This is a genomic window from Kitasatospora sp. NPDC032150 (assembly GCF_055579945.1).
Genome location: NZ_JBVIMH010000002.1, coordinates 194,549 through 216,509, shown reverse-complemented (window position 1 = coordinate 216,509; position 21,961 = coordinate 194,549). Strand labels below are relative to the sequence as shown.

Here is a 21,961-nt window from a genome sequence, read left to right as displayed (position 1 = left end):
GGGTCGAGGGGGGGGTGGAGGGGGAAGAGAGCGGCCGGTTCTCGCCGGGCCTGTTCTGACCCGCGGGTGTAGGAGGGAGAGGGTCGCCCCCTCCTCCGGGGGGGGGGCCCCCCCTTCGCCGTCCGCGGTCATCGCACCACGCCGTCAGCTCACTTCTTGGTGCGGCCGATGTCCCAGAGGCGGAACACGCCCGTGGTGTCGACGGTGTTCTCGACACCGGTGATGTTGTTGCGCGAGACGTAGAACGCCTTGCTCTGGAACAGCGGGATCAGCGGCGCCTGGTCCGCGATCATGTTCTGGATTTGGGTGTAGTTGCCGCCGGCCGTGCGGTCGGTCTGCTTGATGCTGTCCGGCACCAGCTGCTGCGAGATCTTCGGGTCGTCCCAGCCGGTGTGGAAGACGCCGCCGTCGACCAGCAGCGGGGAGACGAAGTCGTCCGGGTCCGGGTAGTCGGGGGTCCAGCTCACCAGGTAGGCCTGGTAGGCGCCGGAGCTCCAGCCGTCCTGGTACTTCTTGAAGTCCTTCTCCTGCTGGACGGTCACCTGGAACAGGCCGCCGTCCTCCAGCTCCCTCTTGATCTCGTTGATCTCACGGTCGCCCGAGCGGCTGCTGGACGAGGTGATGTTCAGCTTGATCGGAACCGGGGTCTGGAGCTTGGCGCCGGTGAGGTACCGCTTCGCCTTGTTGACGTCCGGATCCTGGTACTTGTCGAAGAACGAGGTGTTGTGCCCGGTGATTCCGGCCGGAATGAGCGAGTAGAGCGGCTGAACGGTCTCGGCGTACGCGTTGCCGGCGAGCGCCTTGCGGTCGATCAGCTGCGCCACCGCCTGCCTGACGGCCTGGTTGCCGACCGTGCTGTCCTTGGTGTTGAAGGCCAGGTAGCGGCTCTCGCCGCTGTCCCCCTCGGCCACCTTGTAGTCGCCCTTGCCGGCCTGCTGATCGGTCTCCATCTTGGCGGAGACGGCCGGGTCGAGGCTGTTGTTGTCGACCAGGTCGATGTCGCCGTTGTCCAGGGCCGTCTTGATGTCGTCCGCACTGTTGTAGAAGCGGACCACGAACTTGTTGTTCTGCAGCTTGGCGTCACCGCCGTACTGGCTGTCGGCGGAGAGGGTGACCTTGCCCAGCGCGTGGGAGTCGTTGCCCGCCAGGTCCTCGATCGAGTCGATCTTGTACGGCCCCGAGCCGACGATCTTGTCGTTCGACAGCAGGTGGTCGGCGGGGAAGACCTGGTGGTCCACGATCGACCCGGCGGCCGAGGCCAGCTTGGCCGGGAGCACCGCGTCCGGGGTCTTCAGGTGGATGACCACACCCGTGTCACCCTTGGTCTCCACCGACTTGATGGTGGAGAGCAGCGTGGCCGGGCCGCTGGCGTCCTTGATCTTCAGCATGCGCTGCAGCGAGAACACGGCGTCCTCGTTGGTCAGCGGATGCCCGTTGGAGAACTTGAGCCCGTCGCGCATGGTGCACTCGTAGGTGAGCGCGTCCGCCCCGGTGAAGGCGCAGGACTTCGCCGCGTCCGGCTGCGGCGTGGTGGCGCCCTCGGGGAACTTCAGCAGCGACTGGAAGACGTTGTTGAACAGCAGCCAGGAGCCCGAGTCGTACGCACCGGCCGGGTCGAGCACCGTGGTGGTGTTGACCGTACCCATGGTGATCGGGCCGCTCCCGGAGCCGCCCGTGACGGCCTTGGTGGCCGAGGCGCAGCCGGCTGCGGCGGTTGCGACCAGCACGGCGCACCCGAGCGCGGCCAGTCGATTGCCAGAGGTCATGCGGATACGTTTCCTTCTGCTGCGGCCGGCCTGGGATGCCGGTGGCTGCCGCCTGGCGCGCCGGGATGAGGCGGCGCCTACGGGGTCCGTACGACCGCACCGTCGGCACATCGGACGGGATCACCCGTGGATGGCGAGGGCACGACGAGGAGTTTTCGAGCAGCTGTTCGTGGGGACACTGGTCGAGATGTAGCGTGCCATATCGAACATGTCCGAATTACACCTGCGGGTGAACACTTTGGACATCGGACGGTCGGTCAGCGTCACCCGATCGAAAAGTTGTCAGACAATGTCCTATTTATCCCTCTTTGACGAGAGAGCAAGCTCACATTCCAACCGGGTGCAAGTTCCTGATAAGTAACTTCACCGGACGACTGACGGTGTGTCGGCCCGGGAGCCGGAGCCCCCTCAGACCCGGGCGGCGACCACCGAGCGCAGCAGCTCCAGATCGACCTGCTCCAGCGAGCTCAGCACGGTACGTCCCGGGCCCGGCTCGATCGGCGCGACCGAGGGCACCGCGATGACCGGGCAACCCGCGGCCTGCCCGGCCTGGACGCCGAGCGGTGCGTCCTCGACCACCACGCAGCGGCCCGGCTCGGCGCCGAAGCGGGTGACGGCGGCCAGGTAGGGGTCGGGGTGCGGCTTGGTCCTGGCGACCTCGTCGCCGGCGATCGAGAAGGCGAAGTGCTGGGTGCCCAGGCTCTGCAGCACGATGTCGATGATGTGACGGTGCGAGGCGGAGACCAGCGCGGCCGGGATGCCGTGCGCGTTCAGGGTGTTGAGCAGCCGTTCGGCACCGGGCATCAGCGGGACGCCGCCCGTCAGCAGGTCCACGAAGCGCTGGTTGATCAGCACCGTGAGGTCCGCCGGGGCCAGGTCCACGCCGGTTCTGGCCAGCAGGTAGTCGATCACCCGGCTCATCGGGCCGCCGACCACATGGGCCCGGTCCGCGTCGGTGAGCTCATGGCCCAGCTCGGCGAAGAGCGAGAACTCCGCCTGCCACCAGAAGTCCTCGGTGTCCACCAAGGTCCCGTCCATGTCCAGCAGCACCGCCTGGAGGCCCTGACCGCTGGTGTGGTCGAGTCCCGTGGTGGCGGTCGAGATGGTGGTCATGGCGGGAGGTCCTTCCGGTCACGGAGCCTGGAGATGGCACAGGCCGGTCCGCTGGTGAGCGGACCGGCCCGTCAGGATGATCCAGGATACGCCCCGTCCGCCGGAATGCGGCGAACGGAATGCAGCTCCCGGGTTACCGGGCGTTGAAGTACTTGGCCTCGGGGTGGTGGATCACGATGGCGTCGGTGGACTGCTCCGGATGCAGCTGGAACTCCTCCGAGAGCACCACGCCGATCCGTTCGGGCCGCAGCAGATCGGCGATCTTGGCGCGGTCCTCCAGCTCGGGGCAGGCGCCGTAGCCGAGGGAGAAGCGGGCGCCCCGGTACTTCAGGGCGAACATGTCCTTCACGTCCTGGGGGTCCTCGTCGCCGAAGCCGAGCTCGTAGCGGACCCGGGCGTGCCAGAACTCGGCCAGCGCCTCGGCCAGTTGGACCGAGAGGCCGTGCAGCTCCAGGTAGTCGCGGTAGGCGTTGGCGGCGAACAGCTCGTTCGCGGCCTCGGAGATCCGGTTGCCCATGGTGACCACCTGCAGGCCCACCACGTCCTTCTCACCGGACTCCTCCGGACGGAAGAAGTCCGCCAGGCACAGCCGGCGCCCGCGCCGCTGCCGCGGGAAGGTGAACCGGGTGCGCTCGGAGCCGTCCTCGCCGTAGACGATCAGGTCGTCGCCCTTGGACGCGGCCGGGAAGTAGCCGTAGACCACCGCCGGCTCCAGCCAACCTGAAGTCTGCAGCCGGTCCAGCCACATCCGCAGCCGCGGACGGCCCTCGGTCTCCACCAGCTCCTCGTAGCTGGGGCCGTCGCCGCTGCGGGAGGCCTTCAGGCCCCACTGCCCCTTGAACAGCGCGTCCTCGTCCAGCCACGACGCGTAGTCCGCGAACGGGATGCCCTTGACGATCCGGTCCCCCCAGAACGGCGGGGTCGGCACCCGGTTGTCGACCGCCACGTCGGACCGGATCTGCCCGAAGTTCTCCTCCGGCTCCTCCACCGCCTCGACCCGGGCGTGCCGCCGCTGCCTGAGCTCCGGCAGCTCGGCCCCCGGGACCCCGCGCTTGACCGCGACCAGTGCGTCCATCAGTTTGAGGCCCTCGAAGGCATCGCGGGCGTAGCGGACTTCGCCTCGGTAGATGGCGTGGAGGTCCTGTTCGACGTAGGCGCGGGTGAGGGCGGCACCGCCGAGGATGACCGGGAAGTCGGCGGCCAGTCCGCGCTGGTTGAGCTCTTCCAGGTTCTCCTTCATGATCACGGTGGACTTCACCAGCAGGCCGGACATGCCGATCACGTCCGCGTTGTGTTCCTGGGCCGCGTCCACGATCGCCGCGACGGGCTGCTTGATGCCCAGGTTCACCACGTTGTAGCCGTTGTTGGACAGGATGATGTCGACCAGGTTCTTGCCGATGTCATGGACGTCGCCCTTCACCGTGGCCAGCACGATCGTGCCCTTGCCCTCTGAGTCGGACTTCTCCATGTGGGGTTCCAGATGGGCGACCGCGGCCTTCATCACCTCGGCGGACTGCAGCACGAACGGCAACTGCATCTGCCCGGAACCGAACAGCTCACCGACCACCTTCATCCCCGACAGCAACGTGTCGTTGATGATCTCCAATGCCGGACGGGAGGTCATCGCCTCGTCCAAGTCGCCTTCCAGGCCGTTGCGTTCACCGTCGATGATCCGGCGCTGCAGGCGCTCCTCCAGCGGCAGTGCCGCCAGTTCCTCCGCCTTGGACGCCTTCAACGACGCCGACGACACACCCTCGAACAGCTGCAGCAGCCGCTGCAGCGGGTCGTACCCCTCCCGCCGCCGGTCGTGGACCAGATCCAGCGCCACCTCCCGCTGCTCCTGCGGGATCCGCGCGATCGGCAGGATCTTCGAGGCGTGCACGATCGCCGAGTCCAGCCCGGCCTCGACGCACTCGTGCAGGAACACCGAGTTCAGCACCTGCCGCGCCGCCGGTGACAGCCCGAAGGAGATGTTCGACAGTCCCAGGGTCGTCTGCACCCCGGGGTGGCGGCGCTTCAGCTCCCGGATCGCCTCGATCGTCTCGATCCCGTCCCGCCGCGACTCCTCCTGGCCGGTGCCCAGCGTGAACGTCAGGCAGTCCACCAGGATCGCGCCCTCGTCGATCCCGTACTCACCCGTCAGCTGCCCGATCAGCCGCTCCGCGACCGCGACCTTCTTCTCCGCCGTCCGGGCCTGACCCTCCTCATCGATCGTCAGCGCGATCAGACCCGCACCGTGCTCCCGCGCCAACGACGCGATCCGGCCGAACCGCGTCCCCGGCCCGTCCCCGTCCTCGTAGTTGACGGAGTTCAGCACCGCACGGCCGCCCAGCGCCTCAAGACCCGCCCGCAGCACCTCCGGCTCGGTCGAGTCCAGCACGATCGGCAGCGTCGAAGCGGTCGCCAGCCGACCCGCGACCTCCCGCATGTCCGCCACACCGTCACGGCCGACGTAGTCCACACACAGATCGAGCATGTGCGAACCGTCCCGGATCTGCTCCCGGGCGATCTCCACACACGCCTGCCAGTCCCCCGCCAGCATCGACTCACGGAACTTCTTCGACCCGTTCGCGTTCGTCCGCTCACCGATCGCCAGGTACGAGGTGTCCTGCCTGAACGGCACCGACTGGTACAACGACGACGCCGCCGGCTCCGGCCGCGGATCACGCGAGAGGACCGGCCGGCCCTGCACCCGCTCCACCACCGCCCGCAGGTGCTCCGGAGTCGTCCCGCAGCACCCGCCCACCAGCGACAGTCCGTACTCCCGCGTGAACGTGTCATGCGCGTCCGCCAACTCCGCCGGGGTGAGCGGATAGTGCGCACCGTCCTTGCCCAGCACCGGCAGACCCGCGTTCGGCATGCAGGACAGGCCGATCCGCGCGTTCTTGGCCAGGTAGCGCAGGTGCTCACTCATCTCGGCCGGGCCGGTGGCGCAGTTCAACCCGATGTAGTCCACGCCCAGCGGCTCCAGGGCCGTCAGTGCCGCCCCGATCTCCGAGCCCAGCAGCATCGTGCCCGTGGTTTCGACCGTGACCTGGACGAGGACCGGCAGGTCCAGGCCCGCCTCGGCGAGCGCCCGCTTGCAGCCGAGGATCGCCGCCTTGGTCTGCAGCAGGTCCTGGCTGGTCTCCACCAGCAGCGCATCCGCGCCACCGGCGATCAGACCCGCCGCGTTCCGCTCGAACCCGTCCCGCAGCACCTCGTACGGCGCGTGCCCCAGCGTCGGCAGCTTCGTTCCGGGCCCGATCGAACCCAGGACCCAGCGGGTACGGCCGTCGTCGTGGGCATCGGCCGCCTCGCGGGCGATCCGCGCACCGGCCTGCGACAGCTCGAAGACCCGCTCCGAGATCCCGTACTCGCCCAGCGCCGCGTGGTTCGCCCCGAAGGTGTTGGTCTCCACGCAGTCCACGCCCACCGCGAAGTACGCGTCGTGCACCGAACGCACGATGTCCGGACGGGTCAGGTTCAGGATCTCGTTGCACCCCTCCAACTGCTGGAAGTCGTCCAGCGTCGGATCCTGCGCTTGAAGCATCGTGCCCATCGCCCCGTCCGCGACCACCACACGGGTCGCGAGGGCTTCGCGCAAGGCATTCGCGCGATCTTGCTGAGCGGACGAGGGGACGACTGTGGCCATGGGGCTGCTCCCTGGGTGCGACGGCTGTCGGCTATACGTCCCCTCCGGTGTTCGGGGACGCACGCCGCCAGCGTATCCGGACACCCGCCCGGGCACAGAACCCGTTTCGAATCGTGAGCGTCCCTTCAGTCCGAGGGGAGTGGATCAATGGACACCGGGAAGAACCGCGCAGGCGGCTGGCGACGCAGGTGGCGGGGGTGGTCGCGAGGACGAAGGACGTTGGTGGCGAGCCTGCTCGGGCTGGTCGTGCTGCTGATGCCGCCGGCCTCGGCGGCCGCCGCACTGCGCCTGCAGTACGCGGGGGAACCGCCTGCCGAGGCGCGTACCCGAGGACATGACGCGGTCTGGCTCGGCCACGCGTGGGTGGACGGCCGAAAGGGGGACGCCGACCTCGGCTCCTTGACGCGGCAGCTGGCCGGCACCGGCATCCGCGACCTCTACGTGCACACCGGTCCGCTGGGCGACGACGGCTCGCTGGACCCCGCCAAGCACCCGAAGGCTGCCTGGCTCGTGGCGGCCGTCCACCGGGCGGCGCCCGGGCTGCGGGTGCAGGCCTGGCTGGGCAACGTGGTGGCACCCGAGGAGAACGGGCTGCACCTGGACCGGACCGAGACCCGGAACCGGATCACCGACGCCGCCCGGCAGGTGCTCGACCTCGGCTTCGACGGCGTCCACTTCGACCTGGAGCCGGTCCGCTCCGATTCCGCCGGCTTCCTCGCATTGCTGGACCAGGCGCACGCGGTGACCGCCGAGCACCACGCGCAGCTCTCGGTGGCCGCGCCGCAGATCGACCCGCTGCCCGGACTGCACTCGGTGGGCATCGCGCTCGCCGGCCACGGCAAGTGGTGGTCCCGGGCGTACTTCGCGCAGGTCGCCCGGCGGGTGGAGCAGATCGCGGTGATGTCGTACGACACCGCCATGCCGCTGGAGTCGCTCTACGGCGGCTATGTCGCCCAGCAGACCGCGCTGGCACTCGAGGCCACCCCGCCCGGGGTCGATCTGTTGATGGGCCTGCCCGCGTACTGGGACGACAGTTTCGGGCACCGGGGCTCGGCCGAGACGGTGACCGCGGCGGTCCGGGGCGCCCGGCTGGCGCTGGGCCGCGACGACCGGCAGACCTTCGGCCTGGCGCTGTACGCCGACTTCTCCGCCACCGCAGCGGACTGGGCCGCGTACCGAAGCGGCTGGTGCGCGGCCTGAGGGCGGCGCCCCTCGCGCCCTGCGCGGCAGGACGCGCCGGGCCACTACCATCCGCATTCGACTCGCAACACCCTGTGCCCGTCGAATGCTCGGAGAACCACCATGCGCCGCCTGCTCGCCACCGCCACCGCCCTGCCGCTCGCCCTGGGCGCGACACCCGCCGCCGGGTGGTGGTCGCCGGCTATCCGCACCTGCTGGAGCACCGCTCCGCCCCCTGCTCGGTCGGCACCCCGGCCCGGCGCGACCGGTTCAACGCCCTGACGGACCGGCTGGATGAGCTGATCCGCACTCAGGCCGCCAAGCAGGGCTTCGACTTCGCCGACGTGCGCGGTGCCTTCGCCGGCCACGGCGTGTGCGCAGACGGCGGCCAGGAGTGGATCAGGCGGCTCGTGGTTCCCGCCTACTGGGAGTCCTTCCACCCGACCGCGACCGGCCAGGCCCGGGGCTACCTCCCGCCCGTCTCGGCGGCGATCGCCGGCTGAACCCGCACCCACTGTCCGGCGGACCGGCCCCTGCCGTCACGGGACAGGCATCAAAGCCCGTAGGCTGGGCAGGTAGGGACCATGGAACGGGCAGTTCCAGGTGGAGAAGGTTCAGCAGTCGGCAGCCGGCCGTCAGTTCCCGTGGACGGACAGGCCGTACCGGCGACGCGGGGCGGGCCGCTGACCGACCGGAGGGAGACACTGGGTGATCGAGCTGGAAGATGTTCCCGAGTTGATCGACCCGGTGATGGTCTGTGCGTTCGAGGGCTGGAACGACGCGGGCGATGCCGCCTCGGCAGCGGTCGGGCATCTGGACGAGACGTGGGGCGGCAAGGTGTTCGCCGCACTGGACGCCGAGGACTACTACGACTTCCAGGTCAACCGGCCCACCGTGTGGCTGGACGGCGGGGTGCGCCGGATCACCTGGCCGACCACCCGCCTGTCGGTGGTCCGGGTCACCGAGCCCACCACCCGCGACCTGGTACTGGTCCGGGGTATCGAGCCGAGCATGCGCTGGCGCTCGTACTGCAACGAACTGCTCGGGTTCGCCCACGAGTTGGGCGTCGAGCTGGTGGTGATCCTCGGCGCACTGCTCGGGGACACCCCGCACAGCCGGCCGGTGCCGGTCAGCGGCGTCACCTCGGACGCGGCGCTCGCCCGCCGGCTCGACCTGGAGGAGAGCCGGTACGAGGGCCCGACGGGGATCGTCGGCGTGCTCCAGGAGGCCTGCGCGCACGCCGGTGTCCCGGCGGTGACGCTCTGGGCGGCGGTGCCGCACTACGTGGCGCAGCCGCCCAACCCCAAGGCCACGCTGGCGCTGATCAACAAGCTGGAGGACCTGCTCGACCTGCGGATCCCGCCGGGCGAGCTGAGCGAGGACGCCCGCGCCTGGCAGCTCGGGGTGGACCAGCTGGCCGCCGAGGACAGCGAGGTGGCCGAGTACGTCCAGCAGTTGGAGGAGGCGCAGGACACCGCCGATCTACCGGAGGCGTCCGGTGACGCCATCGCCCGGGAGTTCGAACGCTACCTCCGCCGCCGGGAGAACCTCGGCCCGACCGGCGAGAAGCCGGCCGTCGGCCACGCCACGGCGGAACGCCCGAGCGAGTCCGGCTCCAAGGAGACCAAGCAGCCGGAGGAGCCTCAGGACTCGGACGAGGACAGCGACGACGACAAGGACTGAGCCCGGCGCCCGGGTTCCGCACGGGCGGCAGTCCGCCTCCGTGCGCGAACCGGGACGCCCGGGTCCGCACGTACGACAGGGCGCGGGGAACCGCGCTGCCGGCACCTCCGCAAAGGTGTGGTCGGCAGCGCGGCTCCCCGCGCCCTGTTGGTTTCCGGAGGCGGACCGTTTCCGGAGGCGGTCCCTAGCTAGAGGGCGACGCCGAGCAGGGCATCCACCGTCCGCGAGACCAGTCCGGGCGCCCCGGTGTCGGTGCCGCCGGTCTCGACCTGCTGCGCGACCCAGCGGTCGACGGCCGCCAGCGCGGCGGGCGCGTCCAGGTCCTCGGCCAGGGCGGCGCGGACCTCGGCGAGCAGTGCCTCGGCCGACGGGCCGTCCGGACGGGAGACCGCGGCGCGCCAGCGGGCCAGCCGGTCCACGGCGCCGTCCAGGTCGTCCTTGGTCCACTCCCAGTCGCTGCGGTAGTGGTGGGCCAGCAGCGCCAGCCGGATCGCCGCCGGGTCGACGCCGTCGCGGCGCAGCGCGGAGACGAACACCAGGTTGCCGCGGGACTTGGACATCTTGTGACCGTCCAGGGCGACCATCCCGGCGTGCACGTAGGCACGGGCGTAGGGGTGGGTGCCGGTGGCGACGTGGGCGTGCGAGGCGCCCATCTCGTGGTGCGGGAAGGAGAGGTCGCTGCCGCCGCCCTGGATGTCGAAGGACATCCCGAGGTACTGCAGGGCGATCGCCACGCACTCGATGTGCCAGCCGGGCCGGCCGTGGCCGAGCTCGGTGTCCCAGGCGGGCTCGCCCTCGCGGGCGGCCAGCCAGAGCAGCGGGTCGAGGCGGTGCTTCTTGCCGGGACGGTCCGGGTCGCCGCCGCGCTCGGCGAAGACCGGGAGCATGGCCTCGCGGTCGAGCCCGGAGACATCGCCGAAGTGCGGGTCGGACTCGACGGAGAAGTAGATGTCGCCGTCCAGGTCGTACGCGGCGCCGCTCGCCAGCAGCTTCTTGACCAGCGGCACGATCCACGGGATGGACTCGACCGCGCCGATGTAGTGGGCCGGGGGGAGCATCCGCAGGGCGGTCATGTCCTCGCGGAACAGGGCGGTCTCACGCTCGGCGAGCACCGTCCAGTCCATCCCGGTGGCCACGGCCCGCTCCAGCAGCGGGTCGTCGACATCGGTGACGTTCTGGACGTAGAGGACGTCGTGGCCGGCGTCCTTCCACACCCTCTGCACCAGGTCGAACGCCGTGTAGGTGGCGGCGTGTCCCAGGTGGGTGGCGTCGTAGGGGGTGATGCCGCAGACGTAGATCCGGGCGGTGCCGTCCTGCGGCACCACCTCCCGGACTCCGCCGGTGGCGGTGTCGTGGATACGGAGCGGGAGCCCCTGACCGGGCAGGGCGGGAACCTCGGAGGCGGGCCAGGCATGCATGGGACCGACTCTAACCTTGCGATCATTTGAAAGGCTAACCAGTTACCAAGATCGGCCAGAATCAGCTTCCAATCGATCAGTTTCGATCACAACCCAGGGTCGTCCCGACATGTGGCACAGCGGACCGGCCGTCGGAGCGACAGCGGTCCTCAGACCGGCGGCCAGGGAATCGACGGCCAGTCAGGAGACGGCAGTGGGTGCCGACCGGTACGGCGCAGCACGTCCACCCGCTCCGCGGCAGCGGTCAGTTCGGCATCGGTGAGATGCGGACGCAGACGTTCGCCCAGCGCACCGTCCAGATCATCCGCGAGCCGGGCGAGGACGTCGAGCGCCTCCTCGGTCACGGGCTGCTCGGCCCAGCCCCAGAGCAGGGTGCGCAGCTTGCCGGAGACCGCGAAGGTCACCCCGTGGTCGATCCCGTAGAGCCGCCCGTCGGCCGCCGGGATCCAGTGGCCGCCCTTGCGGTCCGCGTTGTTGAGCACCGCGTCCAGCACCGCGAGCCGGCGCAGTCGCTCGTCGTCCCGGTGCACCAGCAGCGCGACACGGCCCGGACCGACCTCGGCCCGGACGATCGGCAGCCAGCCCGGCTCGGGGCCGGCCGGGTCCTGCAGTGCCAGCAGCTCCGCGGCCGCCGGGTCCGGCTCCACCCAGAGCTGGACCATGCCGCAGCCGTGGGGGCCGTCCCGCAACACGGTCGGCGGTATCAGCCCCCAACCGGTGGCCGCCGAGACCTCGTACGCGGCGACCTCACGCCCGGCCAGGGTGCCGTCGGGGAAGTCCCACAGCGGGCGCTCCCCGGCGACCGGCTTGTAGACGCAGGGCGCGGTCAGCCCGTCCAGGGTCGCGGTGCAGTACAGCACGGCGTTGGAGGCGTCGGTGAGCCGGCCGTGGACGGTGAGCCCGCCCTCACGCAGCAGGTCCAGCGCGGTGCCGGCATCGGCCGCCAGGGCGGCGCTGCCCACCGGATCCGCGAACGGCACGCCCGAGGTGTCCTGTGGCCCCTCCGGTTCGCCCGGTTGCCCGGCCGCGGCCTCCCGGGCGGGGGCCTGATCGCCGTTCAGCGCCGGTAGCCGTTCGCGCGCGGGCACAGGTGCCCCTCCGGATCGAGCGGGAGGTTGCAGAACGGGCACGGCTTTCGGCCGGCCGCGACCAGGTCCAGCGCGCGCTTGGCGAAGACCCGGGCCATCGCGCCGGAGAGCCGCACCCGGAGCATGTCGGGGCCGTGCTCCTCGTCCTCGAACAGCCGCTCGTCGGCCTCCTCGTCCTCGCCCTCGCCCTCGTCCTCGACCATCGCCTGGGCCTCGACCACCAGGCACTCGTCCACGCTGTCCCAGGCGAGCGCCATGGTCCCGACCCGGAACTCCTGCTCCAGCGGGAGGTCCAGCGGCGCGGTGTCGATCAGCTCGGTCGGGGCGATGGCGGGGATCGACGCCGAGCCGCCGCTGCGCCGCAGCGCCTCGTCCAGCACCTGGTCGACCCGCTCGGCCAGCGCCATGACCTGGGCCTTCTCCAGCAGCACACTGGTGATCCGCCCCCGGGTGCTGGCCTGCAGGTAGAACGCCCGCTGGCCGGGCTGGCCGACGGTGCCGGCTACGAACCGCTCGGGCTGGTCGTAGAAGTAGACCTGACGAGGCACTCTCTCGCTCCGGGTTCACGATGGGTCGGTCAAGGGCTTATGTGCCACCCTACGGCCTGCATGCCCGCCTCGGTGGGTCAGGTGCGGGGCAGTCAGCCGGATGTCAGTTCCGCCGCGCCGGACGGGCGGCGACTGCGCCGCACACCCGGTGTCCGGACTTGTACCGGTCGGTCCCCGTTCGCCGTGCCGGGTCGGCCGGTTCCGCAGTCGTCCCGGTTCAGCCGGTACCGGTGTCGCCGCCGACCACCGCGTCGCCGCCGGGCGTGCGCGTGTCGGGGCGCGGGGCGAGCGAGGCGAGGCTGCCTGTGTCGCCGACCCGGAGCACGAACGGGCGCTGCGAGGTGTACCGGATCACGCTGACCGAGCAGGGTTCGATCGAGATCCGCTGGAAGTGGTCCAGGTGCAGGCCCAGTGCGTCCGCCAGCACGGCCTTGATCACGTCGCCGTGCGAGCAGGCCACCCAGACCGCGCCGGGTCCGTGCTCGGCGGCGATCTTCTCGTCCCACTCGCGGACGGCCGTCACGGTGCGGTGGCTCAGCTCGCGCAGCGACTCACCACCGGGGAAGGCGGCCGCCGCCGCGTGGTCCTGCACGGTGCGCCAGAGCGGCTCGGTGGCCAGCTCGGCCAGCGGCCGGCCGGTCCAGTCGCCGTAGTGGCACTCGCCGAGCCGCTCGTCCAGTGCGGCCGGACCGAGTTCGGGCCGGGCCGCCAGCAGCGGCTCCAGGGTCTGGCGGCAGCGCTCCAGCGGGCTGCTCACCGCCTGCGCCAGCGGGATGCCCGCCAACCGGTCGGCCAGCACCTCGGCCTGGGTGCGTCCGGTGTCGTCCAGTTCCACCCCCGGCGTCCAACCGGCGAGAATCCCGGCGGCGTTGGCGGTGGAACGACCGTGGCGGACGAGCAGCAGCGTGGGCATGGGGCCCAGCCTACGACCTCGGGCCGGGCGCGGGGCCCGCCCGTACGGTGTGACGGGCCACCTCCCCGGCCCGCCAAGCGGCCCGGGGAGTCCGGCGGTCGCCGTCCGCGCCGCCGTGGCGGACTCCGCGGTCATCCGGTGTCGGACGGGCGGCCGCCACAATGGCCGGATGATCGTCGATGGCGCCATCTACCGTGACGACCACCGGAGTCGGGGGCCCGCGGACCTCTCGAACGCCCCGGAGGTCGCCCGGAGCACCGGGGACGGATTCGTCCGGGTCGGCCTGTTCGAGCCCACCGCCGAGGAGTTGGACCTGGTCAGCACCGAGTTCGGCCTCCACCCGCTCACCGTCGAGGACGCCGCGCGGGCGCACCGGCGGCCGAAGTTGGAGCGGTACGAGGGCTCGCCGTTCATGGCGCTCATCCCCTGCCCGCTCTCGGCGGATGCCCGGTCTCGGTGGACCGGGGCGGGGGTGCGGTTCCCCGCGCCCCCGGACCTCAGGCGAGGCCCGCCAGTTCGAGGGCCTCGACGCCGGTGCGGAGCGCGCCTATCCGCTCTTCCAGGGTGAACCCGGCCGGTGCCAGCGTCAGCGTGGTGACCCCGGCGTCGGCGTACGCCTGCATCCGGTCGGCGATCCGGTCCGTGGGGCCCAGCAGCGAGGTTGCGTCGATCAGGTCGTACGGGACGGCGGCGGCGGCACCCGCGTAGTCCTTGGCCAGGTAGCGCTCCTGGATCTCGTCGGCGGCCTGCTCGTAACCCATCCGACGGGTGAGCTGGTTGTAGAAGTTCTTCTCCTTGCTGCCCATGCCGCCGATGTAGAGCGCCGCGTAGGAGCGCTGCGAGTCGGCGGCCGCCTTGACGTCCTCGCCGGGCGAGATGGCCACCGTCGGGCAGAGGTCGAAGCCGTCCAGGGTCTGCCCCGCCTTGGCGCGGCCGGCCCTGAGCGGCTCGAGGGAGAGCGCGGCGTGTTCGGGCGCGAAGAAGATGCCCAGCCAGCCGTCGGCTATCTCGCCGGTCTGCTCCAGGTTCTTCGGGCCGATCGCGGCGATGTACAGCGGGATGTGTTCGCGCACCGGGTGCACCGTGAGCTTGATCGGCTTGCCCGGCCCACCGGGCAGCGGCAGCGTCCAGTTGGCGCCCTCGTGCACCAGCCGCTCCCGGGACATCGCCTTGCGGATGATCTCCACGTACTCCCGGGTGCGGGCCAGCGGCTTGTCGAACTTGACCCCGTACCAGCCCTCGGAGACCTGCGGGCCCGAGACGCCGAGGCCCAGCCGGAAGCGGCCGCCGGAGAGGGTGTCCAGGGTGGCGGCGGTCATCGCGGTCATGGTGGGCGTGCGGGCCGGGATCTGGAAGATCGCCGAGCCGACGTCGATCCGCTCGGTCTTCGCGGCGACGTAGCTGAGCACGGTGGCGGCGTCCGAGCCGTACGCCTCGGCGGCCCAGCAGACCGAGTAGCCGAGGCGGTCCGCCTCCTGGGCCACCGCGATGTTGTCGGCGTCCATGCCGAGTCCCCAGTAGCCGAGGTTGATGCCGAGTCGCATGGTGCCAAGCCCTTCAGGTCGCTCCGGTCCGGTCGGTCTTCCGCCCGGCCGCGTTCGGTACGGCGGTGCTTCCCACGGCCGCGTCCGCTGCTCCGCGCGCACGCCGTCCGGTGGTCGCGGTGGCGCGCGACGTGCCCGGGCCGGTGTTCCGGTGGACGCGCGTCCGTGTCGGCCGAGCGTAGCCGGGGGCTCACGGGTCAGGCTACTGGCCGGTAGATGTGGGCTGCGTCACGCCGCACCATCCCCGCTCCTGCGGGTCTGCCGAGTAGCCGGGGAAGTGGCCGCTACGCTCAACCCAACGGGGGGAAGCACCCTTCCCACCTGCGCGTTTACCAGCTGACGGAGGCTCTGCCCGATGGAAATGCGTCACCTCGGCCGGACCGGGTTGCGGGTGTCCAGGCTCGGCCTCGGCACCATGACCTGGGGCCGGGACACCGACGAGATCGCGGCTGCCGAGCAGCTCAAGGTCTTCGTCGACGCGGGCGGCACCCTGATCGACACCGCCGACGTCTACGCCGACGGTGGCGCCGAGTACCTGCTCTCCCGGCTGACCGAGAGCCTGATCCCCCGTTCCGAGCTGGTCATCGCCACCAAGGCGGGCAGCACCCCGGACCCCGGCCGCCGCTTCGACACCTCCCGCGGCTGGCTGCTCGCCGCCCTGGACGCCTCACTGCGCCGCCTGGGCACCGACTACGTCGACCTCTGGCAGGTCCACTCGTACGACCCGGCCACCCCCACCGAGGAGACCCTGCACGCCCTCGACCTGGCCGTCGGTTCCGGCCGCGCCCGCTACGTCGGGGTCGCCGGCTTCAGCGGCTGGCAGCTCGCCAAGGCCGCCACCTGGCAGCTCGCCCACCCCGGACGGGTACCGCTGGCGAGCACCCAGATGGAGTACTCGCTGCTCCAGCGCGGCATCGAGCGCGAGGTGCTGCCCGCCGCGCTGGACGCCGGGACCGGTGTGCTCGCCTCCTCGCCGATCGGCCGCGGCGTGCTCACCGGCAAGTACCGGCACGGCGTACCGCCCGAGTCGCGTGGCGCCTCCCCCCACCTCACCGGCTTCGTCCAGCCCTACCTCGGCGAACGGTCGCGGCGCATCGTGGACGCCCTGGCCACTGCCGCCGACGGCCTCGCCAGCAGCCCGCTCGCGGTCTCCCTGGCGTGGGTCCGGGACCGGCCCGGAGTGGCGAGCGCCCTGGTCGGCGCCCGTACCGCCGCACAGCTGACCGCGGCGCTGTCAGTGGAGGCGCTTACGCTTCCGGAGGAGATTCGAGGTGCGCTGGACGATGTCTCGGCGCCGGTACACCGCTACCCCGACCAGGGGTGGACGGAGCTGTGAGGAGCGATTGATGGGCGACGGCGACGTGGAGAACGGCCGCGTGGAGAACAGCGCTCCCGGGCACCGTACGGAGGCCGTCGCGGCCCTGGCGGAGGCGATCCGCAACATCGGCCGCCAGGGCGAGCCGGTGGCACCGGGCCACGGCGACGCCCCTGCGAACGACGCCGTCGACGGCGGCCCGGCTTCCGCCCCCGAGGCCATGGCTCCGGCCGAGGCCGCTCCGGCGGCCGGGGTTACGGGCGAGACCGGGCGGGTGCCGGACCAGCAGCGCGCCGACGCACTGCGGGCCGCCGCCGAGGTGCTGGCAGCGGGCGGTGCGCCGGCCGCGCTGGGCGAGGCCGCCCTCGCCGAGTTCGGTGAGGGCGCGGCTCGGACACTGCGGGACGACCCCTGGGCGGTGCTCGCGCTGCCCGGCGTCCGGCCCGAGCACGCGGACGGCTTCGCGCGCGGGCTGCTCGGTCCGGCGGCCGGTCCCGGTGACCGGCGCCGAGCGCGGGCACTGGTGCCCTGGCTGCTGGAGCAGGCGGTGCTGCGCGGCCACTCGGCGCTCGAGATCGGTGAGGTGGTCGCGGGGCTGGAGCGGGCCGGCCTGCCCGACGCGGCCGCCGCACTCCAGGAGGTCGTGGTGGACGGCCGGGTGATGGCCTTCCAGGACGAGATCCCGGACAGCCACCAGTCCGCCGCCTCGGCCGAGGACGAGCCCCCGACCCGCACTCTGCTGGCCCTCGAACGCCTCGCGCTGGCCGAGGAGAGCCTCGCCGACGGCCTCGTCAGGATCATGTCCACCTTCGTCCCGGGAGAGGACGGCGACGAGGAGGCGGACGAAGCCGCGGCCGACGCCGAGGAGCCCTCGGCCGACGTTTCCACGGCGAAGGTTTCCACGGCGGACGACGGCGACGAGGGCCACGACGACGGCGGCGAGGGCCGGCCGCAAGAGGTGCAGGAGGTACGGACGGCTCCGCGCGCCGCCGGACCGTCCGCCTGGGACGCCGCCGCCGCAGCCGCTCCCAGCTCCTCGGCCACCGCGCTGATCAGGGCGGTGGCCGCCAATCCGCTGGTCCTGCACACGGGCGGCGAGGCGGCCCGCGCCGAACCCGCCGCACTGCTGCACGCGGCGCACGGCCTCGGCCTGCGCGTCTGGGCCGTGACCTGGACCGATCAGGGGCGCGACAGCCTCACCGCACTCCTGCCCGGCGCCGGGCGCGCCGAAGGGGCCGACGCCGAACGCGGTGAAGGGCCCGGTGAACGGCCCGGCGAGGTGCCCGGTGAAGGGCCCGGTGACGCGGCCCGCACCCGGGTGGCCACACTCGCCGACCTGCTCTCCGGCGCGGCCGGTCCCGGCCGCGCCGAGGACGGTTCGCTCGCGCTGGACGTCCTGGTCGTCCTGGACGCCCCGCTGCTCGACGTCGAGCTGGCGGCCACCCTGCTGGAGGCCCTGGCCGACGGCACCCGGCTGGTGCTCAGCGGCGACCCGGGCCAGCTCTGGTCGGCCGGGCCCGGACGGTTCTTCGCCGATCTGCTCGCCGCGAAGGTCTGCCCCGCGGTGGCCTCCCGGACCCCGGACTTCGGTCCGATCGGCGAACTGGTCTCGGGGGTCGGCATCGGCGAACTGCAGAGCGTCGAGGCTCCGGAGAAGGAGGTGGTGATCGTCACCGCCAAGGACGGCGCCGAGGCCGTGCACCGCGCGATCCAGCTGCTCACCGACTCGATCCCGCGTGCCCTGGGCATCCCGGTCGAGCAGGTGGTCCTGCTGACCCCGGGCCACGGCGGCAGTGCGGGCACCCGGGTGCTGAACACCGCAGCCAAGGCCCGGCTCAACCCCGGCCCCGGCCGGTTCGGCGGCTTCGACCCGGGCGACCGGGTGGTGTACTCGCCCGCCCCCGGCGTCACCCGCCCGGGCCGGGTCCTGGACGGCGACGCGTCGGGGCTGCACCTCGAACTCTCCGACGGCACCCGGCTGACGGTCACCCCGGCGCAGGCCGCGAAGCTGCGGCACGGCTGGGCGCTGACGGTCCATCAGGCCGTCGGCCGGCGCTGGCCGGGCGTGGTCGCGGTCCTGCCGGACGACGCGGCCGGCGGGCTGACCAGGCAGTGGGTCTACACCGCGTTCGGCCGCGCGGAGCGGCACCTGTCCGTCGTCCACGCCGCGGGCCAGGCGCTCCCGAAGGCCGTCGCCGAGCTGCCGGCCCAGCCTCGCACCACCCGGCTCCGGTCGATCCTGGCGGAGCAGACCGGTCAGATGTAGCCCCGGCGGGCGGGCCGGCCCGAGGGTGGCTCCGCCCGCCCCTGGCCGTCCGGGCGGCGCCGGAGACTCCGCCTCCGGCGCCGCTCACCGCGGTCCGCCTGCCGGTCAGGCCTCGCCCTCGAAGAGGTCGAGGTCGTCGTCGTAGACCTCGCTGACGTCGAAGCGACAGATCAGCAGCTGCGGATCAGCGCCGTCGAAGGGCTCCGGCAGCCACTCCCCCGGCTCGGACGGCTCGGACGCGGCGACCCAGAGCGTCGAGTCCCCCTCCTCCAAGCCGAACTCCTCGCAGCGGGCGGCGATCTCGTCCGGTTCGTACTCCCCGAAGAGCACGCCGATCGCCGCATTGACCCCGCCGTCCTTGCCGCCGCCGGGAGTCAGCGTGCTGTCCACCCGCTCGGCCTGGGCACGCAGCCGCTTGGCATCGGTGATCAGATAGTCGCGGCGGATCAGCACGCTGATCGCCTCTGGCTGGTCCGGGCCGACGTAACCGCCGGCACTCTCGTCCCCGGGGACCTCGAAGGGCGTGACCTCGTCGTAGACCTCGTAGAGGATCTGGTCGTAGGCGATGGCCGCCGCTGCGAGCTCCTCATAGGCGGCGGCGACAGCGGGATCCTCCGCTGCTGCGGGGGCGGAGACCGCTTGCAGATGGCGGTCGATGGCTGCCTTGACCGCCTCGGCGGCGGCGCGTACCTCGGCGATGGTGAGCTGCGCGGCATCAGACATGGTGCTGACGCTATCTCCCCGGGGGGACGACACGCACAGGGGATATCGCCTACACCCGTGAATTCCCGGCAACTTACCCCCGGATGTCCGGTCCGGGCGGTTCTGTGACCGCACGGTCCGACCCCTTCCGGACCACCCTCTTCCGGACCACCGGCGGATCCGCCAAGGCTCCACCACCGCCCGCCGACGGCCGCACCGTGCACGATCACTCGCCCCCGACCCGCGCATCGCGGCGGCCCGACCTGGGTATCCCTTCCGCTGCAAGACACCTGATTGTCTGTCAGCAACGCCCGCGACGGCCTCGCAGGCAGCGGCGGCTCCCCGGCCCGGCTCGCAGGACCGGTCCGGTTGCCACAGGCAGGTCGTACCCTGGCCTCCAGACGTTCCGCAGGAGGAGAGTTTTGACCCCACCCAAGCTGGTCCGACAGCCCGAGTACGAGTACCAGTCGCTGCGCATGCCGCGCGGCACCACCCGAAGCGCGGCCCGGCAGCTGCTCACCGACCACGCCGAGTACGGGAACTGGGAGTTGGACCGGCTGCGGCTGTTCCCGGACGGCAGCCGCACGGTGCTGTTGCGTCGCCGGATCATCCGGCAGGTCAGGAGCTGGTAGCGGCGGGTGCGGGGCGACAGCCCGTCGGGGTGACGGCTCCGGTTCGACTCGCGGGCTCCGGCCGCCGGGCGGGTCGCCGATCGCGCGTATGACCACTCGGGCCGACGACGCCCGAGCCCTTGGCCACCCCCGTGCCCGGCCGGTCGGCTGCCGCCGTCCCGCGCCCCGGCGGCCGGGCCTCCTCCACCCTCACCGGACGGGCGAGCGCCCGCAGCCGTGAACAGCACGACTGCGGGCGCTCGGGTGGGCCCCGACCGGTCGCCCGCCCCCGGGACAGGAGTCACCCGGGGGCGGAACGGGACTCGTGCGGGGCCTTACGGAGCTCCGCCGTCCTCTGGGTGGGGTTCAGCGGGCTCCGGCACGGGAGCGGCGGTAGAGCACGCCGCCGCCGAGCAGCAGCGCCACTCCGGTCGGGGCGATCAGCTCCAGCCCGGCCGCACCGGTGGAGGCCAGGTGGTCATGGCCGGCGACGGGTGTCTGGTGGGGCGTGCCCTCGGGCGGCAGCGACACCGACGTGGCAGGCGGATTGCCGCCCGTGCCGGTACCGGTCGGCGGGTTGTCGGTCGTACCCCCGGGCGGAGTGTCAGTCGTACCCCCGGGAGGGTTGTTAGTCGTGCCCCCAGGCGGGTTGTTAGTCGTACCCCCGGGCGGAGTGTTGGTCGTGCCTCCGGGCGGAGTGTTGGTCGTGCCTCCGGGCGGAGTGTTGGTCGTGCCTCCGGGCGGAGTGTCGGTCGTACCCCCAGGCGGAGTGTCAGTCGTACCCCCAGGCGGAGTGTCGGTCGTACCCCCGGGCGGAGTGTCAGTCGTACCCCCGGGTGGGCAGTCGTCGGTGGGCTGCGGGGGTGTCGGGGTGACGTTGGTCCCGCCCTGGTTGTCGCAGCCGTTGCCGAAGGCCGGGTTTCCGGCGCCGACCACGTTGACGGAGTTCCCGCAGGCGTTCACCGGGACGCTGACCGGAACCTGGGCGGTGTTGCCGGAGACGACTCCGGGGGAGGTCTGCGCGCCTCCCACGGAGGAGGCCCCGGAACCCGTGTGCACCGGACCGTGCTCGCCCGTCGCGACCTGCCCGCCGCCGCTCTGACCGCCGTGTGACACGTTCCCGCAGTCGTTCCCCATCGCCGGGTTGAGCACACCGACCACGTTGACCGTGTTGCCGCAGGCGTTGATTGGGACGTCCACGGGGACCTGCACGCTGTTTCCGGAGCCCACTCCGGGCGAGTTGGCCGCACCGCCGTGGGCTTCGGCACTTGCGTACGCGTAGCCCGCGGTGGAGGCCAGCACACTGCCGGTGGCGACGGCAGTGAGGATTCCTCTCTTGGCGACCTGTCGCATGTACTCCCCTGACTTGTGATTGTCGGAAATTCCTGACGAAGCTGCTGCCCGTCCACGGGACAACGAGAGCCGACCGCAAAGGTTGAGCCGAACGGAAAACGTTCACCCAATCGTGTTGCGAGGAGATTGCATACTGACTCGCACCCTGGGTAGGCAGGAGAACGCCCCCGGGCGGAGCCATCCGCCGCCCGGGGGCGCGTGAATCAGTCGCCCGGCTCAGCCATTACCGCGCGAGCTGTCGGACCGCCCTGCGAGAGCTGCCGCAGCGGGCTGCGGCGAGCTGCTCAGAAGTTCTGGCAGTTGTTGCCGAAGGCCGGGTTCAGCAGGCCGATCACGGAGATGGTGTTGCCGCACAGGTTGATCGGCACGTGCACCGGGACCTGGACACTGTTGCCCGACAGCACACCCGGGGAGTTGACCGCCGCACCCTGGGCCTGCGCACCGTCGTGAGCGGAGGCGACACCGGCACCCGCGAGCGCCAGACCACCGGCGGCGGCGACAACGGCAACGATCTTCTTGACCTTCATGGTTCCTCCTGGCCGTTCCCGGCAGGTCTCCGGGGCGGCTGATGTCGATTCGTCATTCCACAGCCCGGCTCCGAGCTGCCATATGGGTGAACGACGAGGCGGCAAACGGGGTACGGAGGCGATCACCCATTCACCCGCAACGGTTACATCTCGCACAGGCAATCGACCCGCTGTTCCGGGATTTATCGTTTCTTCTTAGCCCTCTCCAGCAGGCTTCAAGTCATTCGCTCCGACAATGCGCGCAGCAGCGCCGGCAACGCTCGGGCGATGCTGCGGCGCGCCCTCGGCCCGCTCGGCGGAG

The 21,961-nt window shown here is 71.7% G+C and carries 17 protein-coding genes and 1 pseudogene; 7 read left to right on the top strand and 11 right to left on the bottom strand.

Annotation, left to right across the window (positions count from 1 at the left end; all coding sequences use genetic code 11):
• Positions 1-149: 149 nt before the first annotated feature.
• The 3 genes from ACZ5ON_RS03285 to metH all read right to left on the bottom strand — a co-directional run bounded on the left by ACZ5ON_RS03285 (position 150) and on the right by metH (position 6,513).
• On the bottom strand, positions 150-1,766 hold the full coding sequence (locus ACZ5ON_RS03285) for an ABC transporter substrate-binding protein (protein WP_465584642.1): 1,617 nt from the start codon (positions 1,764-1,766) through the stop codon (positions 150-152).
• A gap of 408 nt (positions 1,767-2,174) precedes the next feature.
• Complete coding sequence (locus ACZ5ON_RS03280; RefSeq protein WP_465584636.1) at positions 2,175-2,879, bottom strand: HAD family hydrolase; 705 nt, start codon at positions 2,877-2,879, stop codon at positions 2,175-2,177.
• A 133-nt stretch (positions 2,880-3,012) separates the two neighbouring features.
• Positions 3,013-6,513 carry a methionine synthase gene (metH, locus tag ACZ5ON_RS03275; RefSeq protein ID WP_465584630.1) on the bottom strand — a complete coding sequence of 1,167 codons (3,501 nt, stop codon included), beginning with the start codon at positions 6,511-6,513 and terminating at the stop codon, positions 3,013-3,015.
• A gap of 222 nt (positions 6,514-6,735) precedes the next feature.
• On the opposite strand from metH, the gene ACZ5ON_RS03270 reads away from it, so the two are divergent.
• From ACZ5ON_RS03270 to ACZ5ON_RS03260, 3 genes are all read left to right on the top strand, one after another.
• On the top strand, positions 6,736-7,713 hold the full coding sequence (locus ACZ5ON_RS03270) for a glycoside hydrolase family 18 protein (RefSeq protein ID WP_465584625.1): 978 nt from the start codon (positions 6,736-6,738) through the stop codon (positions 7,711-7,713).
• Between the two features lie 167 nt (positions 7,714-7,880).
• On the top strand, positions 7,881-8,195 hold the full coding sequence (locus ACZ5ON_RS03265; protein ID WP_465584622.1) for a hypothetical protein: 315 nt from the start codon (positions 7,881-7,883) through the stop codon (positions 8,193-8,195).
• A gap of 205 nt (positions 8,196-8,400) precedes the next feature.
• Positions 8,401-9,375: a PAC2 family protein gene (locus ACZ5ON_RS03260; protein WP_465584617.1), complete on the top strand. Its 975-nt coding sequence runs from the start codon at positions 8,401-8,403 to the stop codon at positions 9,373-9,375.
• A 188-nt stretch (positions 9,376-9,563) separates the two neighbouring features.
• Here ACZ5ON_RS03260 and mshC read toward each other — a convergent pair whose 3' ends face one another.
• From mshC to ACZ5ON_RS03240, 4 genes are all read right to left on the bottom strand, one after another.
• Positions 9,564-10,793, bottom strand: a complete 1,230-nt coding sequence (mshC, locus tag ACZ5ON_RS03255) for a cysteine--1-D-myo-inosityl 2-amino-2-deoxy-alpha-D-glucopyranoside ligase (RefSeq protein WP_465584611.1) — start codon at positions 10,791-10,793, stop codon at positions 9,564-9,566.
• Positions 10,794-10,942: 149 nt separating this feature from the next.
• Complete coding sequence (locus ACZ5ON_RS03250; RefSeq protein ID WP_465585316.1) at positions 10,943-11,755, bottom strand: SCO1664 family protein; 813 nt, start codon at positions 11,753-11,755, stop codon at positions 10,943-10,945.
• 95 nt (positions 11,756-11,850) lie between these two features.
• Positions 11,851-12,429 carry a DUF3090 domain-containing protein gene (locus tag ACZ5ON_RS03245; protein ID WP_465584608.1) on the bottom strand — a complete coding sequence of 193 codons (579 nt, stop codon included), beginning with the start codon at positions 12,427-12,429 and terminating at the stop codon, positions 11,851-11,853.
• A 217-nt stretch (positions 12,430-12,646) separates the two neighbouring features.
• The gene (locus tag ACZ5ON_RS03240) at positions 12,647-13,342 is read right to left on the bottom strand and encodes a histidine phosphatase family protein (RefSeq protein ID WP_465584601.1); all 696 of its coding nucleotides are present in this window, start codon (positions 13,340-13,342) and stop codon (positions 12,647-12,649) included.
• A 169-nt stretch (positions 13,343-13,511) separates the two neighbouring features.
• On the opposite strand from ACZ5ON_RS03240, the pseudogene ACZ5ON_RS03235 reads away from it, so the two are divergent.
• A pseudogene (locus tag ACZ5ON_RS03235) lies at positions 13,512-13,749 on the top strand (magnesium transporter CorA); the annotation flags it as partial.
• A gap of 90 nt (positions 13,750-13,839) precedes the next feature.
• Here ACZ5ON_RS03235 and ACZ5ON_RS03230 read toward each other — a convergent pair.
• Entirely contained in the window at positions 13,840-14,886 is a 1,047-nt protein-coding gene (locus ACZ5ON_RS03230) for an LLM class F420-dependent oxidoreductase (protein ID WP_465584597.1), read from the bottom strand.
• 355 nt (positions 14,887-15,241) lie between these two features.
• Between ACZ5ON_RS03230 and ACZ5ON_RS03225 the strand changes: the two genes are divergently transcribed.
• Both ACZ5ON_RS03225 and ACZ5ON_RS03220 read left to right on the top strand, forming a co-directional pair.
• Positions 15,242-16,222 (top strand): aldo/keto reductase, encoded by a 981-nt coding sequence (locus ACZ5ON_RS03225; RefSeq protein WP_465584593.1) that lies wholly within the window; start codon positions 15,242-15,244, stop codon positions 16,220-16,222.
• 10 nt (positions 16,223-16,232) lie between these two features.
• Positions 16,233-18,467 carry an ATP-binding domain-containing protein gene (locus tag ACZ5ON_RS03220; protein ID WP_465584587.1) on the top strand — a complete coding sequence of 745 codons (2,235 nt, stop codon included), beginning with the start codon at positions 16,233-16,235 and terminating at the stop codon, positions 18,465-18,467.
• A 105-nt stretch (positions 18,468-18,572) separates the two neighbouring features.
• Here ACZ5ON_RS03220 and ACZ5ON_RS03215 read toward each other — a convergent pair whose 3' ends face one another.
• Positions 18,573-19,190, bottom strand: a complete 618-nt coding sequence (locus ACZ5ON_RS03215) for a hypothetical protein (RefSeq protein WP_465584584.1) — start codon at positions 19,188-19,190, stop codon at positions 18,573-18,575.
• A gap of 401 nt (positions 19,191-19,591) precedes the next feature.
• Here ACZ5ON_RS03215 and ACZ5ON_RS03210 point away from each other — a divergent pair, with 401 nt between their 5' ends.
• Positions 19,592-19,801: a DUF5703 family protein gene (locus tag ACZ5ON_RS03210; protein ID WP_436558902.1), complete on the top strand. Its 210-nt coding sequence runs from the start codon at positions 19,592-19,594 to the stop codon at positions 19,799-19,801.
• Positions 19,802-20,146: 345 nt separating this feature from the next.
• On the opposite strand, the gene ACZ5ON_RS03205 is transcribed toward ACZ5ON_RS03210, so the two are convergent.
• Both ACZ5ON_RS03205 and ACZ5ON_RS03200 read right to left on the bottom strand, forming a co-directional pair.
• Entirely contained in the window at positions 20,147-21,133 is a 987-nt protein-coding gene (locus tag ACZ5ON_RS03205; protein ID WP_465584580.1) for a chaplin, read from the bottom strand.
• Between the two features lie 284 nt (positions 21,134-21,417).
• Entirely contained in the window at positions 21,418-21,660 is a 243-nt protein-coding gene (locus ACZ5ON_RS03200) for a chaplin (RefSeq protein WP_465584577.1), read from the bottom strand.
• Positions 21,661-21,961 lie beyond the last annotated feature (301 nt).